At 43.2% G+C, this 15,024-nt stretch carries 12 protein-coding genes; 8 read left to right on the top strand and 4 right to left on the bottom strand.

Annotated features, from left to right (window positions below; all coding sequences use genetic code 11):
• Nucleotides 1–16: 16 nt before the first annotated feature.
• Nucleotides 17–1,630 carry a ShlB/FhaC/HecB family hemolysin secretion/activation protein gene (locus GX348_05200; protein NLP41586.1) on the top strand — a complete coding sequence of 538 codons (1,614 nt, stop codon included), beginning with the start codon at nucleotides 17–19 and terminating at the stop codon, nucleotides 1,628–1,630.
• Nucleotides 1,631–1,822: 192 nt separating this feature from the next.
• Complete coding sequence (locus tag GX348_05195; protein ID NLP41585.1) at nucleotides 1,823–2,410, top strand: hypothetical protein; 588 nt, start codon at nucleotides 1,823–1,825, stop codon at nucleotides 2,408–2,410.
• Nucleotides 2,411–2,481: 71 nt separating this feature from the next.
• On the opposite strand, the gene GX348_05190 is transcribed toward GX348_05195, so the two are convergent.
• Both GX348_05190 and GX348_05185 read right to left on the bottom strand, forming a co-directional pair.
• Complete coding sequence (locus GX348_05190; GenBank protein NLP41584.1) at nucleotides 2,482–3,492, bottom strand: D-cysteine desulfhydrase; 1,011 nt, start codon at nucleotides 3,490–3,492, stop codon at nucleotides 2,482–2,484.
• A gap of 124 nt (nucleotides 3,493–3,616) precedes the next feature.
• Nucleotides 3,617–4,834 carry a dicarboxylate/amino acid:cation symporter gene (locus tag GX348_05185; GenBank protein NLP41583.1) on the bottom strand — a complete coding sequence of 406 codons (1,218 nt, stop codon included), beginning with the start codon at nucleotides 4,832–4,834 and terminating at the stop codon, nucleotides 3,617–3,619.
• A 654-nt stretch (nucleotides 4,835–5,488) separates the two neighbouring features.
• Between GX348_05185 and GX348_05180 the strand changes: the two genes are divergently transcribed.
• From GX348_05180 to GX348_05155, 6 genes are all read left to right on the top strand, one after another.
• Entirely contained in the window at nucleotides 5,489–7,042 is a 1,554-nt protein-coding gene (locus GX348_05180; protein ID NLP41582.1) for a diguanylate cyclase, read from the top strand.
• A gap of 153 nt (nucleotides 7,043–7,195) precedes the next feature.
• A complete protein-coding gene (locus GX348_05175; protein ID NLP41581.1) occupies nucleotides 7,196–8,362 on the top strand; it encodes a response regulator in 1,167 nt (388 codons plus the stop codon).
• 31 nt (nucleotides 8,363–8,393) lie between these two features.
• On the top strand, nucleotides 8,394–8,876 hold the full coding sequence (locus tag GX348_05170; GenBank protein ID NLP41580.1) for a response regulator: 483 nt from the start codon (nucleotides 8,394–8,396) through the stop codon (nucleotides 8,874–8,876).
• Nucleotides 8,877–8,971: 95 nt separating this feature from the next.
• Complete coding sequence (locus GX348_05165) at nucleotides 8,972–9,382, top strand: hypothetical protein (protein NLP41579.1); 411 nt, start codon at nucleotides 8,972–8,974, stop codon at nucleotides 9,380–9,382.
• Nucleotides 9,383–9,454: 72 nt separating this feature from the next.
• On the top strand, nucleotides 9,455–11,275 hold the full coding sequence (locus GX348_05160) for a GAF domain-containing protein (GenBank protein NLP41578.1): 1,821 nt from the start codon (nucleotides 9,455–9,457) through the stop codon (nucleotides 11,273–11,275).
• Nucleotides 11,276–11,340: 65 nt separating this feature from the next.
• Nucleotides 11,341–11,508 carry a DUF1540 domain-containing protein gene (locus GX348_05155; protein ID NLP41577.1) on the top strand — a complete coding sequence of 56 codons (168 nt, stop codon included), beginning with the start codon at nucleotides 11,341–11,343 and terminating at the stop codon, nucleotides 11,506–11,508.
• A 114-nt stretch (nucleotides 11,509–11,622) separates the two neighbouring features.
• Here the strand turns inward: GX348_05155 and GX348_05150 are convergent, their stop codons facing one another.
• Both GX348_05150 and GX348_05145 read right to left on the bottom strand, forming a co-directional pair.
• Nucleotides 11,623–13,863, bottom strand: coding sequence for an EAL domain-containing protein (locus tag GX348_05150; GenBank protein ID NLP41576.1), 2,241 nt, complete (start codon nucleotides 13,861–13,863; stop codon nucleotides 11,623–11,625).
• The gene (locus GX348_05145; protein ID NLP41575.1) at nucleotides 13,847–15,019 is read right to left on the bottom strand and encodes an iron-containing alcohol dehydrogenase; all 1,173 of its coding nucleotides are present in this window, start codon (nucleotides 15,017–15,019) and stop codon (nucleotides 13,847–13,849) included. The genes GX348_05150 and GX348_05145 overlap by 17 nt, the downstream gene beginning before the upstream one ends.
• Nucleotides 15,020–15,024 lie beyond the last annotated feature (5 nt).

The raw sequence follows: 15,024 nt of genomic DNA, 5'->3' as shown, positions 1-15,024 counted from the left end.
GAGGACGAAGTGAAATATGCTTAAAAAGACAGTTGTTATGGCTGCAGCTGCATTAGCTGTGAGCAGCATATGTCAGGCGGCGGTATCCGATGCGGGAATAGGGGATTATTATAAAAAAGAGCAGAAATTATATCAAAAAGATGCTTTGCCAAGCAGTGATAACATCCTGAACAAGGTAGAGCAAGAAAAAGACGCTGCTAAGCCTGATAATATAATTATTGCGATTAGAAAGATTAACACCAATAAGTCAGCAATCTTGAGCGACGCCGAGCTTAAAGGAATAAAGGAAAAATATGAAGGGCGTGAGCTGGGGCTTAGCGACCTTTATAAAGCAGTTGCCGAGATCAACGCGCTCTATAAAGCAAAAAGCTATATTACCGCCAAAGCAGTTTTACCGCCGCAAAAGATTGAGAACGGAATCGTTAAAATTCAACTCGTCGAAGGGCGGTTTGGAGAATTTCTAATTCAAGGAAACCGGCATACCGAAGATTCTTATTTTAAAAATCGGCTTTCGCTAAGCAGCGGTGATTTAGTAAAATTGGATCAATTGCAAAAAGATATTTTTTATTTCAATAATACTAATGATGTGGCATTGCGGGCAGAACTGCGGCCGGGCAAGGAATTTGGCACAACTGACTGTATATTGCTTGTAAAAGAACCGGCCAAATGGCAGACCACTATGTTCGCCGACAATGCGGGACGCGATGAGAGCGGACTTTATCGTGCCGGTATAGTTGTAACCAATAACAGTTTATTTGGCAACCGTGAGACCTTAACGCTTAATCCGACTTGGACCAAGGGAACGATGGGCGGATCTATAGCTTATAGCGCGCCGGTGGACAAGCTTGGCACTCGGCTTGGTTTTAGTTATAGCAAGAATCAGGTCAATATTGTATCCGGGCCCTATGAAAGTATGGATATTGCCGGTGACTCCTCCGATGTTGGCCTCAGCATAAGTCATCCGTTCGCTGTCACAGCAAACCGGAAGGTGGAAGGCTATGCTGAATTGCATTGGAAGGATTCAAGTACTGATTTTTTTGGCAATACCTTGCTTGATTCAGAGGTTAAGACGGCCACATTAGGCAGCAGCATTCGTACAATCGACAATAAGGGAGTATGGTACAGCCAGTACAGTCTTACCGGTATATCTGCCTCTAAGAAAGATGCATATACCGACAAGCATTTTTGGCGGTTCAATTTATCAGCCATCCGGCATCAGGCTTTAGCCGACCGTCGCAGTATAATCTGGCGGTTATCAGGGCAAATGACCAACAACAGTGAGTTGCCGTCTTCTGAACAAATGTCCTTAGGCGGCATGTCATCAGTAAAAGGTTATCATGAAGGAGTATTATGCGGCGACCAGGGCTATTACATTGGTGTCGAGTATAATTTCCCGCTGCACGACGCGAATAAATTTAAAGGGCTACTTTTTCTTGATCATGGCAGTACCTATAACTCCTTTACAAATGGCTCGCAAAGTCATGACTTTTTGACAAGTACGGGTATCGGTGTTGTTTTTAGCAGTTCGCCCGGTCTCTTTGGCAAAGTAGTAGTAGGTATTCCGCTTAATTCATCTAAGGAACATGATAAAACACGGATTCATTTGTTCTTGCAGTCAAAGATCAAATAAAATTTAATAGTTTTGAGGGCTTTACATTATTGGGACTTGGCTTAGACCAAGTCCTTTTGCCGCCCCAAAGCATATTTGTAAATAACAGTGAAGATTTATTTTTTTAGGTAGAAGATAGGACTTACGCCTCTGGCTGACTGGTCAGTCGCAGTGGTAAAATTTACGGTAACAAGACCATTAGGAGGAATTTATATGCAACTACGGCGAGCTACTGCGGCTGTGGCATTATCAGCTGTGTTAGCGTTCGGTATCCAAGGCGGAGTTGACGCCGCCTCAGTTACAACATCAAACGTTACCGCTTCCGTTGGCGACGTAAGCATATCATCATCGAAAACTACTTTGTCCGGCGATAGCATCAGGTTTGCGCAGGTTCTGTCCAGCAGTTATAACCGCCCGGTTTATGCGCAGGATATTATGCGGTTGAAAGCTGAATTTGATTTTGGGTTCGGCGATATATCGCTTGTTTATGCCACATCCTATTATTCCGGGCGGGATATAAATGAAATTAGCCGTCTCCGTCATAAAAACATGGGGTGGGGCGAAATCGCCAAGTTATATGGAGTAAAGGTAAAAGATCTTAAAAAAGGCAATTATAATGCTGTCCATGCTGCTCGGGCGCGCGGTGTTAATATAACTTACATAGAAATTGAAGATAACGATAATCGTCATGACCGCAAGCATTTCCGTGACAATAAACGCGATGACAAGAAGGATTATAAGAAAAACAGCAAACATGATGATAAGCACAATAATGGCAAAGGCAATGGCCATAAAAAATAAAAACATAGGCCCCAACCGGTAAATGGGTTGTGGGCCTTTTTGTATAGCTACGATATTCGTTTTGTTATCGGCTACTGTGCGCGGCCAAAGTCGAAAATATCGGCGTACGCGTATAAGGCCGGGGAGCCCCCGGTATGGACGAATAGAACATTGTCAGTAGCTTTAAAATAGCCTTTACGGGCCAAGTCAATCAGACCAGCCATTGTCTTGCCGGTATATACCGGATCAAGCAGTATTCCTTCCAGGCTGGCTAAGAGCTTAACAGTTTCAATCATTTCGGGAGTTGGCAGAGAGTAACCAGCACCAACATAATTATCAAAACACTTAACGGTTTCGCGGGGGATTCCGCCTTTGATTTGAAGATGGGCTGCAGTTTTCTGGACTAAGCCGTAAACCAAGTCTTCCTGGATGGCTTTTGGCCGGCTAATGTTAATACCGGTCACAGGAATATTGCTGTTGCAGCCATAAAACCCAGTAACTAGACCAGCATGAGTTCCGGCGCTGCCGCTGGTGCATACTACGTGAGTTATGTTGATTCCCTGCTCAAAGGTTTGACTCAAAATTTCTTCGGCGCAAGCAACATAGCCGGTAGCGCCGATTGCGTTTGAGCCGCCGCCCGGGATGATATAAGCTTTTCGGCCCATTTGTGCTAGCTCATCAGCTAAACTCTGCATGGCTTGCAGCATGTTAGACCCGCCGGGAACTACTTTGACTTTTTCAACGCCCATTAGGTTAAACAAAAAATTATTGCCCAGGGAATCAGGCTTGTAACTGTTGGGGACCCGCTCCTCTAATACCAACTGACACTTCAACCCTTCTTTGACAGCTGCTGCTAATGTAAGCCGGCAATGGTTAGATTGCACTGCGCCGCAGGTTATAAGGGTGTCGGCGCCAGCTGCCAGGGCATCTGCCACCAAAAATTCTAATTTGCGGGTTTTATTTCCCCCCGCCGCAAGGCCGAGTAAATCATCTCTTTTAATATAAATATTGGGTCCACCGATGAAGTCTGTCAATCTCGACAATTTTTCCAAAGGCGTCTGATAGTCAGTGTAACGCCGACGAGGAAATTGAGCTAGGTTCATGCATCTCGCCTCCAATATTTAACATTGAAATTTCATATAAGTAAGGACGCCTATCTAAAGGCGTCCTTACTCTATCGTAGCTATTTTGGCGCCAAAAATAATCTAGGTTTGGCTTTGCCTTGCGTTAAGCCGCATCGGTAATGCCTTTTCCGCCATACTTGTGGAGCAGCAGGGCTGCAATCGTATTACCAAAAACATTTATCATTGTACGGCCCATATCCATAAACCGGTCGACACCGGCTAAGATGGCAATAGCCTCTACCGGCAGCCCGATTGAAGTTAGAATAACCGCAAGAACTACCAAAGAAGCGGAGGGGACGTTAGCCGTTCCCTTATTGGCAATTAAGGTTGTTACTAGGATAGTTAAAATTGAAGCTGTATCGAGCGGAATTCCATAGGCTTCAGCAAGGAAGCAAACTGCTAGCGACTGATAAAGCGCAGCGCCGTCAAGATTGAAGCTATAACCGAGCGGTATGACGAATGAAACAACCTTGTTAGGTATTCCTGTCTTTTCAAGAATTTGCATGTGGACTGGTAGTGTTACTTCTGATGAGCAAGTAGTAAAGCCTAACAGCAGCGGCTCCATTACTTTCTTGGTTGTAGCAAATGGGTGGTGTCCTAGGAAGTAGACAAGCACCCAGAAGATGAGCACAATGACTAGCAAGCCTATATAGAATGTGCCGATTAACTTAGCCATGGCATAAAGAACTTTGCCGCCTTGGGTTGCCAAAACCCATGCCATTATACCGGCCACTGCCAGCGGAGCAGTTGCGACTACGCCTTTAGTCAATTTGAACATGGCTTCCATAATGCCTTCGAGCACATTAACAACAGGGCGGCCTTTTTCCCCAGCTGACGCCAGGCTGAGACCAAAAGTGATAGAAAAGAATAAGATCGGGATGATTTTTTGGTTCGCGGCAGCGCTTATTGCGTTATCTGGAATGATATCAAGAAAGAATTTGGACCAATTTATAGAAGTTGCTAGGTTTTGCGGGAGGCTGCCAGTAGCTTGAAGCGCTACTCCAGCGCCAGGATGGAAGATGAAATTCAAACAGATACCTAATGCAATCGATATTCCTGTTGCGATATAAAACCAAGTAAAAGCAAGCAGGCCTAAGCGTCCTAACTGTTTAATGTCAGTACCCATTTTGTAGATGCCTAGGGTGACGGCCGAGAAAACTAATGGAATTACAATCATTTTAATGGCTTTAATAAATGCTGTGCCGATAGGTTGTAATGACGCGCCGAAGTTTGGCCAGAGCCAACCAATCAAACAACCGATAACAAGACCGACTAAAATTTGTAACCATAGTGGAAACTTTGAGGATGCGCTTTTTGGCATTTGATTTTCTTGGTCTGTCATTCTCTTCCCCTCCTTTTGCTAAATATTATTATTGTCAAGTCTTTTCCAGAACTACTTTCTTTAAATTTGGCTAGGTCCAAGGGAAAAGTGTAAGTATGTTAACCGGACTAGACCAATCAACATAATTGTGATAAAATTGTGTTAATACCGACAAATGATATTAGCTTCAGACGGAGTTTTAACTCCATCTGAAGCTTTTCGGACTTATCCAGGACTTAGATGCTGTTAATTCCGCTTAAGAAGATGGAAGTCTACAGCGTCTTCTCATCGCTAAGATAAGAATAGATTTGGCAAACTCTAAAAAAGGACGCGAAGCCTTGAGTTTATCGACTATTAGTCGATAAACTCAAGGCGACTTTACAATAAGAAACCAAACATATTGGTTAGTTTCTTACTGGTATAGCGGGGAAGAGGAAGTATGAAAACAATAAATACCTTTTATGAGGATTATTCCGGCTTAAATAAGTTTGTCAAAAAAATAAAGAGGTCTTATTTAATCAAAATCGGTCTGCTGTATTAGCTCAGATTTTCAGTGGTCGATGTGACAATGCATTTCTTGCGAATTTAGCGGAAGAAATTAACCAGCTAGTCCCGCAGGCATGTATCATCGGGACGACTACGTCTGGCGAGATAATGAACGGACAAGTAAGCGGGCTTAGGACAGTGATATCTTTTTCGGTTTTTCAGCATAGTAGCATTACAGCCGAAATTTTGCCGAAAAACGGTGACGATTTTGAACTGGGCCGGGTGCTTGCCTCAAAGCTTGGCAGTGATAGGGCAAAACTGCTAATTCTATTTGCTGCTGGGCTAGCGGTAAATACAAAGGATATGCTGCAGGGAGTTCAGTCTGTATATCCCAGTCTACCGGTTGCTGGTGGAATTGCCGGGAGTAATTCACTGACAGAACAAAGCTTTGTAATGTGTAATGGGCAGGTTATTGACAGCGGGGTCGCTGGAGTAGTGCTCGAAGGTGAGGAATTAACGGTTAATTGCCGATCCCATCTAGGCTGGCAGCCTATTGGTAAAGAGATGACTATTACCAAGGTGGATGGTTTGCGAGTTTATACTATTGATAATATGCCTGCTTATGATGTTTATCGCAAGTATCTGGGCCTTGATGAGAGAAATTTTGCTAACGTAATTGAATATCCGCTGATAACTGAGAGACAAGGTATCCCGACAGCTAGGACACCTATTACTTACTTTGCTGATGGCTCAATTCAATTTGCAGCAGAATTGCTTGAGGGCGATAAGGTTCGTTTAAGTTATGGTCATGTTGGGACAATTTCAGAAGCAATTGCCGGTCTGTGCAAAGAAATTAAGCAGAAACCAGTTGAGAGTATATATGTTTATTCCTGTGAATGCCGAAGAGGTTTTCTGCAGGAGTTAAGCAAGATCGAAACCGAGCCCCTTCAGGAAATCGCTCCTACCGCCGGATTTTTTACCTTGGGAGAGTTTTTTCATGCTGGGTCAACTAATCAGTTGCTGAATGCCACCATGACGGTAGTGGCGCTATCTGAAAGAGGCGGAAGGATAATTAAACCGACAGCAAAAAAAATCGGCGAAGTCCCAAAATCACATCAAGATAATGTCGCCGGCAGGGGCACTGGCGTGCTCAAGGCACTAACCCATTTGGTCAACACGGTAACCGCTGAACTGGTTAGCGCAAATGCGAAACTACAATATATCAGTTTGCACGATTCATTGACTGGGCTTTATAATCGCACCTTTTTCGAGCAAGAAGTAAAACGGTTAAGCAGCCTAGACACTCCAGTAGGGGTTATCATGTGTGACCTAGCCTTTCTGAAGATGCTGAATGATGTATTTGGACATAGCGCTGGCGACAAAGCCCTTAAGTCGGCCGCAGGCATAATCACTAAAGTTTGCCCGGAAGATGCTGTTGCTGCCAGAATTGGCGGCGATGAATTTGCAATATTGGTTAATAATGCTGAATTGACGATGGTTGAAGACATTAGCAATCAAATTTTGGCTGAAGCAGCTGAAGCTCGACGCCTGGATCCGGAAAGCTTGCTGTATTTATCGATTGGGTTTGCTTTCAAGGGGCATAATGCGATCAAAAGTATAGCGGAAGCTATAAGCGTGGCTGACACCAATATGTATCGTCATAAACGGGCCGATAAGAAAAAGGTGTGGCAGGAGATTAGACAAAATCATCCAGGGGCTTAGACGCTGTTAAATCCCACTTAACGAAGATGGGAATATTACAGCGTCTTGGTCATCGGCTAAATTGTTAACCTTTTTAAAAGGGAAAACGTTGCTAAGCGGTGAACTAACTACACAAGTTAGTTCACCGCTTATTTTTATTAGGAGATGAGAGTATTGCATACGAGAAGCATCCTCTTGGTCGACGATGAAAAGCAAATACTGAAGGCGTTGCAAAGAGTGTTCCTTGAAACTGATTATGAAGTATTTACCGCAAATAGCGGAGAAGAAGCTTTGGAAATTATGTGCAGGGAGAAAGTGGATTTAATAATTAGCGATATGCGGATGCCAAACATGGACGGGCATGAACTATTAAAAAGAACGAAACAGCTCTATCCCACGACAATAAGAATAATTCTGAGTGGCTATGCTGAAGAATCCCAGATATTTAAGTCTTTATTAGATGGCTCTTCAAAAATGTACTTGCTAAAGCCTTGGGATAATGACCAGCTGCTTGAGGTTGTTAAACACATGTTTGAAAGTCAGAGCATTTTGCAGCAGGCTAAGCTGCTTAATACTATCAATAACATGAAGGGCTTATCGACACTGGGCAAAATCTACAACCGGTTAATTGAGTTAATCGACACTGAGGCAGATATGAAGGATATAGCTGCACTTATTGAAAGTGATCCGGCAATAGCAGCCCGGGTTTTAAGCCTTGTAAATTCAGCATTCTATGGAAAAAATACAGGCTCAATACGGCAGGCAATTGTTTATCTTGGCTTACATATTGTCAAGGATATCGTATTAACAGTAAGTATAATGGAATCTGCTTCGTCGCCTAGCCTAAGCTATAACCGGCAATTATTATGGAAACATGCTGGACTGACTAATAAGTATCTTATTCTAATTTATGAAAAACTCTTAAAAAAGAAAATTCCCGACTCTTGTGCCGCCGCGGGGCTCTTGCATGACATTGGTAAGGTTTTTCTGCTTAGTCAGTACCCTTGTGAATTTTTGGATATTTCAAACAAATTAACGGTAGATAAAACAAGCGACTTCTTGCAAAAAGAAAAGCAAGTGATTGGAGTGACCCATCAGGAGCTTGGCGGATACCTACTCAACTGGTGGGATATTCCTTATCCTATTGTTGAAGCCGCCTTATTCCATCACAATCCTGCAGCTAATCCGATTGTGAATAGAGAACTGGTTTGCGCGGTCAATATTGCCGACCATTTTTCCTGGAAGTCACTAAACAAGCAAAATAATGCGGAAATAAATGAGTTCGCCCTGAAATTTCTTGACATATCTCAAGAAGAATGCCGTTTACTATTGGTAGAGTAATTGCTTTGTTATTTTGGGAGGTGCAGGCTGAATGGATAACATTGTTCTATTTGTAGACGATGAGGTTCACATTTTAAGCTCAATAAAGCGGGCTGTTTTCGAAGAAAAATTTAAGTCGCTGTTTGCGAGCAGCGCCAAAGAGGCCCTTGAAATAATGGAAAAAAATGATGTCAGTGTTGTAGTAGCAGATATGAAAATGCCTAAGATGGATGGGCTGACTTTCTTAAAGATAGTCAAGGAAACCAGGCCTGAGATTATTAGGATGGTACTTTCCGGGTATACTGTTCTGCCACAAGTTCTGGCAGCAATTAACCAAGCTGATATTTTCAAGTTTATAACTAAGCCCTGGGATATGGAGGAAGATTTACTGGGGGCTGTGCGACAGGCTGTCGATTATTACAATCTATATAAGGAACGGGATAGACTTAAGGAAACACTCCAGCACCGCAATGTTACTTACCAGAAAGTGCTTCGTGATATGGAAGTTAAACTTGCGATGTATAAAAAAATATAGATATAATTAAAGAACTTAGTTCCTGGGAACAAAACAAGCCAAGCGATCCGGATTTAGAGGCCTTAAAAGAGCTAAAAGCTATACTAATCAGAATAATGCCTATCGTTAAAGCCAACTTTGATATCAAAGAGATCGTTGATGGTGCCCAGCATATCTTCAATGAGTCTAACGTTAATTGCCGATTTACACTGACCGAGCAAGGATGTAATTCCTATAATCTGTCCGCGTTTAATACTTTTATAATCTTTGTGCTGAGTTTTATCGCAAGTAAGCTTGATAAAGTCACCAAAAAAGACATTTACTGCGAACTTGGCTGCGCTAGTTTTCAAGCTAAGCACCAGTTAACTGCTAAGTTTCAAATTGATTGGTCTCTTATAGCTGAGAGCGAGTTTGCAGAGCTTGAAAGCTGCCTGCGGGTACTGGCAAAGCTTTGCGCCTACTGGCAAAGCTTTGCGCCTACTATGACAGTCAGCTTGATTGCCGCAGGACGCGTAATGAACTGCTAATAGTCTTTGTGTCTGATATAAAATGAGACTTGCGTCAATGCAATGTATACCAGTCTTTTTGGAGGGAACAATTTGGAGACTAAGACATGTTTACCAGGACGAGAAGATCTGTTGAATTCACTTCATCATGTTGCTTTGAAGATTATGAGTCAATTGGATTTTCATAATCTCCTTCAAGATATAATTGTCAACGCTATGACAGCGCTTGAAGCAACCGATGGGTTTGTTGATTTATTTGATGATGAGCTACAGGCTATGGTTACACGTGTCGGCATTGGTCTATATGCCGAACTAATCGGAAGCACAGCAAATTTTACCGAGGGAATTAGCGGTATAGTGTGGCGCTCAACTTCGGTATATATATGGAATGACGAGGATAATACTAATTGCAGTTGGCTTGTCGGCAAGGCTAAAACTGTTATCGGGATTCCGCTTAAAGCAGGGGATAAACTATTTGGGGTTATCGGTGTAGGTTTTTCCAAGGGAAATCGCCGATTAACACCTGAAAACCTTGAGTGGCTTGATAAGTTCGCAGAGATAGCATCAACTTCGCTTAATAATGCTTTCTTACATACTGCAGTGAAGAAGGAATTGCTTGTTCGAAAATGGGTCGAGGAAGCCTTGCAGACCTCCCAAGACAGGTATCAGACATTAGTAGATAATATCGGGGTTGGGATTTGGCTGCTTAATCAGGAAATGGAGATTGTCTCAATTAATAATCAGTTATCTAAATGGTTTCCCACAATTGACATAAGTCAACGTTCTACCTGCTATCAAGCATTAGAACAACAGGGGCAGGTGTGCAATAACTGCCCGGTCATAAAGACTTTCCACGACGGGAGTATTAGTGAGAGAGTTGCTACAAAAGTAGTTGACGGGGTAAATAAATATTTTCGGATAGTTACGTGGCCGATAATGAACAAGGATGGAACGGTAAGCGAAGTAATTCAGATGTTTCAAGATATTGCTAACTGGCGTCAAGCCGAGGAACAGCTGATGGAGAAAAATCTAAAGCTGCAGGAAGCATTGGACAAGCTTGGCCGTACTCAATCACAGCTGATTCAGCAGGAAAAGCTTGCAGGAATAGGACAACTGGCTGCCGGAGTGGCTCACGAGATCAATAATCCGCTAGGATTCGTGATCAGCAACTTTGATACATTGGTAAAATATCTTGATCGGTTGAAAGAGGTATTAGCAGCCTATAGCGAATGGAAAGTGAATATGGCTAAGAACGCAGACTTTAGTATGCAGGCTTGGATTAATAAATTAGACAAGTTAGAAAAAGAAAAGAAACTTAAGCTAATTATGGAAGATATGCCTGACTTAATTAAGGAATCTACTGACGGGCTGGATCGTGTAAGTAAGATAATTAAGGAACTTAGAGCGTTTTCGCGGGTTGATAATCAAAATAATTACGAAGAGTACGACGTGAATGAGGGAATAGAAAGTGCATTGATTGTCGCAAGAAACGAAATAAAATACTGGGCCGAGGTTGAGAAGGAGTTCGCAGATATTCCAAATATACAGGCAGTCGGGGGAGCCATTAATCAGGTTTTCTTGAACATAATCGTTAATGCTGCCCAAGCTATTAAGCTAAAAAACTGCGAAGGCCTAGGGTTGATTAGAATTAGAACATATAATGACGATGAGCATATCTATTGTGATATTACTGATTCAGGAGTGGGGATTTCAGCCGAGAATTTAAATAAACTATTTAATCCATTCTTTACTACTAAGCCTGTCGGTCAGGGGACCGGCCTTGGGTTAAGCATATCGTACGATATTGTGAACAAACATCATGGTGAAATAAATGTAAGCAGTAATCTTGGAGTAGGAACCACATTTACAATTAAGTTGCCGATAAAACAGACTGACTTTACTAATGATATATAGGCGTACATAAACAACCAAGAATACCGCCAATATTTTTCGGATAAAATACTGGCGGAGGTGATAAAATGAGCAGTGTACTTTCAGGGGTAAAATGTACCGTAAAGAACTGTAAGTTTAATGATCGCGGTAATCTTTGTACTGCTTCAGCTATTGAAGTGAATGTTGACAACGGTGGAGATTCAGCAAGACAAAGTCGTGAAACAAACTGTCGTACTTTCCAGCCGGAGATGTAAAACATCCCCAAAAGACGTTGCAAAGGCAACGTCTTTTGTTATCTCCTGACTATGGCGAAAAGATGGAACGGGACCCTTCTTGCCTCAAAGGTAAGGCAAGGAAGGTCCCGCGTGTTATATTTTTACTTTGAAGGCTAATGCTTCCTCATGCGGCAGCGGCCTGCTGATAAAGTAACCTTGGATATAGGGGCAGTTTAACTGGCGAAGTGTTTCCAACTGCTCGATTGTCTCGACGCCTTCGGCGACTACCGGGAGATTTAAATTTTGAGCAAGGCTGATAATTGTTCTGACAATTGAATTAGTTGCATTATCATGAACTATGTTTTGTATGAAGTCCTTGTCCAACTTAATGATATTGATAGGAAGTTTGCGGAGGTAAGTGAGTGATGAATAGCCTGACCCAAAATCATCAAGGGAAATTGTAATGCCTTTTGAACGCAAAAACTCAATAACTCGGACATTCGCTGCGAAAGATTCCATTAATATACTTTCGGTAATCTCAAGTTCAAGCAGTTCAGGCGGGTAGTTTTCCTCTGCTATGATGCGGCATACGGCTGCGCCGAAGTCATCCTGCATAAGTTGCCGGGCTGAAATATTAACTGAAATGCGGATAGGGTTTTTTTGTGCCTTATTAACCTGAATTCCAAACCGGCAGGCTGAACGCAGGGCAAACTCGCCAATCGGCAGAATAAGACCGGTTTCTTCGGCAAGGGGGATAAAGGATAGAGGCGGGACTAGGCCTTTTTGCGGGTGTTTCCATCTGATCAGGGCCTCGAAGGCGACAATCTGTTTGGTTTCTAAATCAATTTCCGGCTGATAATGCATAATTAGCTCATTGGCTGCTAAGGCATTCCGCAGTTCATGCTCTAGTTCAATACGGTTAAGTACTGCTTTTTGCATCTCGGGCTTATATAGGCAAAATGATTTTTTTCCCCCAGCTTTTGCGTGGTTTAAGGCGGTATCAGCTTCACGCATAACCTCGGCTGCTGATAAGGTTGTTGTATAAACAGCAGTTACCCCAATGCTGCAGGACAAGGCGAGATTCATATCGTTAACCGCTATGGGGCTGTCAAACAACTTTAGTAAGCTCTTAGCCCAGTATTCAAGTTCATCTAAATTAATTTCACGAATTAGCACAACAAATTCGTCTCCACCAAGGCGGGCGGCGATAGATTTAGCAGGATAAAAGGCCTTAAGTCGCTGGGCGACCTTTTGCAAAAGCCCGTCGCCTGCGATATGTCCGAGAGAATCATTAACAAGTTTAAAGTTATCAATATCTAATAAGAATAGGCCGCCTGATACTTCAGTGCTTTCACATTGTGCAATAAAATTATCAAGTTTTTTATTAAAACTGAACCTGTTAGGGAGGCCGGTGAGAGTATCGTGGTAGGCAAGATAATGGATTTGCTGTTCATGTTTTTTATGTTCAGTAATATCCGTTAAGGAGCCGGAAATTCGTATCGGTATACCGTTTTTATCAAAAAGAGCCTTGCCTTTTGCTCGTATCCAAAGCCAGTTCCCGGGAGTAGGCGAAAAACGGTACTCAGTATCATATTGCGGGGATTCGCCGGAAAGATGCAGTGCTAAGGCTTGCTCGCGGTTAGGTAAGTCTTCCGGATGGATGCGGGAACGCCAAAATGCATTATGGTTATGCTCAGTTTCGGAAGTGATGGCAAGCGTTTCGTAACCGTGTGAGGAAATGGTCAAACTATCATTAATTAAATCCCAGTCCCAAATTGCATCATTGGCGCCTTCCATTGCCAAGCGGTAGCGGGCTTCGCTTTGCTCCAGTTCATTAATTTTTTTTCGAAGTGTTTCCTCGGCAGTCGAAAGATGGCCGTAGAGAGATTCCAACTCCTCGTAGCTAGCGTGAAGTTCCTCGTAGGCGGCTTGGAGGCGATCTTCAGATAACCTTCGTTCGGTAATATTGCGGGCGACAATGACCGCATAGCTTGTATCGTGGAGCATTGCCCGGCTTATTGTGATCTCGGCCGGAATAGTCCCTTTACTGCTGCAATTAAATAAACCTTCTAAAGTTCGGGGTTCATCTAAATTTGAAATATTATCGACTAAGTTAGTAGAAAATAAACTTTCAAGTGTAGACAAATCTAAATTGCTATTGTTGCCTAAACATAAGCGGGCAGTTTCATTTAAATCAACTATGCGCATAGTGCTAAGTTCGACAAGAAATATGGCTTCAGGAGTCTGATTGAGCAATAACCGAAAACGTTCGAGCTCCGCAATATGGTGTTGAAGCTCTGGATAGTAGTTTTTTCGGACGGAAGTCTCGCCTAACCCAATAAGCAGTTCCCGAGTTAAACTAGCTGAGTCTTGCTGGTTATAGTGCTTTTTCATATATGGCCTCGATTTCTTGGATAGTCATTGAACGGGGGTTGGTGGCAAGGCAGACATCCGAAGCGGCATTAGCAGCGAGGCAATTAATATCGGCAGGCGTGACATTAAGGCTGCGTAAAGTATGTGATAACCCAACTTTGTGGCGGAAGTTTTCAATGGTATCGCGTAGCTTTTTAGCTGCAGCGTCATCGGGCATAGTATCTAAAGAAACACCCATAATCTTACCGAGGGTATTGAACCGGTCAGGGCAGGCGCAGTAATTATATTCGACAACCGGCCCCAACAGCAGAGCGTTGCATTCACCATGAGCAAGGTTAAAATGCCCCCCGAGACTATGGGAGAGGGCGTGCGCTGCTCCCAAGATAGCATTAGAGAAAGCCAGCCCAGCCTGTAAGCTTCCTTGGGACATTTGTGACCGCCAGTATAGGTTGTCCGGAGCCGCGATTGCCTCCGCAAGGGAAGTCCAAATAAGACGCACCGCTTCAAGAGCATGAAGATCGGTAAAGAGTGAATTTACATTTGAGACATAGGCCTCAACTGCGTGAGTCAAGGCATCTAAGCCTGTGCAGGCCGTTAGATATGAATCCATCGTTGTAGTAAGCTCTGGGTCGATCAGCCCCACATCAGGGAGAATAGCTTTACTGACAATCGAAATTTTTGTTTTGCTTTTTTCATCGCGGATGATGGCGAACTGGGAAACCTCAGATGCCGAGCCGCTTGTCGTTGGAACAGAAATCAAAGGCGGCATGGGCTTAGTTACTTTGTCAATCCCGTTAAAGGTCAGAATGTCCCCATAATTGGAGACTACTATTCCGATGCCTTTGGCGCAGTCGATTACGCTTCCGCCTCCTAATGCGACGATTGCATTACAGTTCGCTGAGGAATAGAGCCCTGCACCGTTCATTATCTCGAATGATGTAGGGTTAGGCGATACTTGATCAAAAATAACAAAGGGCAAGCCGTAAGCAGTTAATGATTTTTGGATGTTCTCAACCCAAGGGGTTGTTGTTCGTAATACTTCATCTGTTACAAGTAGAACCTTTTGGGCACCGTAGTTTTGGGCATATCGGCCGGCTAGTTCGGATGCACCGATTCCGAAAATAAACTCGGGCGCAACAAATTTTCGTAGTTCAAAAAACGAACCAGAACAATTCACCGCAA

It is taken from the genome of Veillonellaceae bacterium (genome assembly GCA_012523975.1).
Lineage (GTDB): Bacteria > Bacillota > Negativicutes > JAAYSF01 > JAAYSF01 > JAAYSF01.
The sequence above is the reverse complement of the archived record's forward strand: the minus strand, read 5'-3'. Positions and strand labels throughout refer to the sequence as shown.

Bases quoted from the DNA above. Each gene is read 5' to 3' on its own strand.
- GX348_05190 (NLP41584.1), bottom strand. From the start codon at position 3,492: ATGAACCTAGCTCAATTTCCTCGTCGGCGTTACACTGACTATCAGACG.
- GX348_05195 (NLP41585.1), top strand. From the start codon at position 1,823: ATGCAACTACGGCGAGCTACTGCGGCTGTGGCATTATCAGCTGTGTTA.
- GX348_05200 (NLP41586.1), top strand. From the start codon at position 17: ATGCTTAAAAAGACAGTTGTTATGGCTGCAGCTGCATTAGCTGTGAGC.
- GX348_05165 (NLP41579.1), top strand. From the start codon at position 8,972: ATGCCTATCGTTAAAGCCAACTTTGATATCAAAGAGATCGTTGATGGT.
- GX348_05185 (NLP41583.1), bottom strand. From the start codon at position 4,834: ATGCCAAAAAGCGCATCCTCAAAGTTTCCACTATGGTTACAAATTTTA.
- GX348_05170 (NLP41580.1), top strand. From the start codon at position 8,394: ATGGATAACATTGTTCTATTTGTAGACGATGAGGTTCACATTTTAAGC.
- GX348_05150 (NLP41576.1), bottom strand. From the start codon at position 13,863: ATGAAAAAGCACTATAACCAGCAAGACTCAGCTAGTTTAACTCGGGAA.
- GX348_05155 (NLP41577.1), top strand. From the start codon at position 11,341: ATGAGCAGTGTACTTTCAGGGGTAAAATGTACCGTAAAGAACTGTAAG.
- GX348_05180 (NLP41582.1), top strand. From the start codon at position 5,489: ATGAACGGACAAGTAAGCGGGCTTAGGACAGTGATATCTTTTTCGGTT.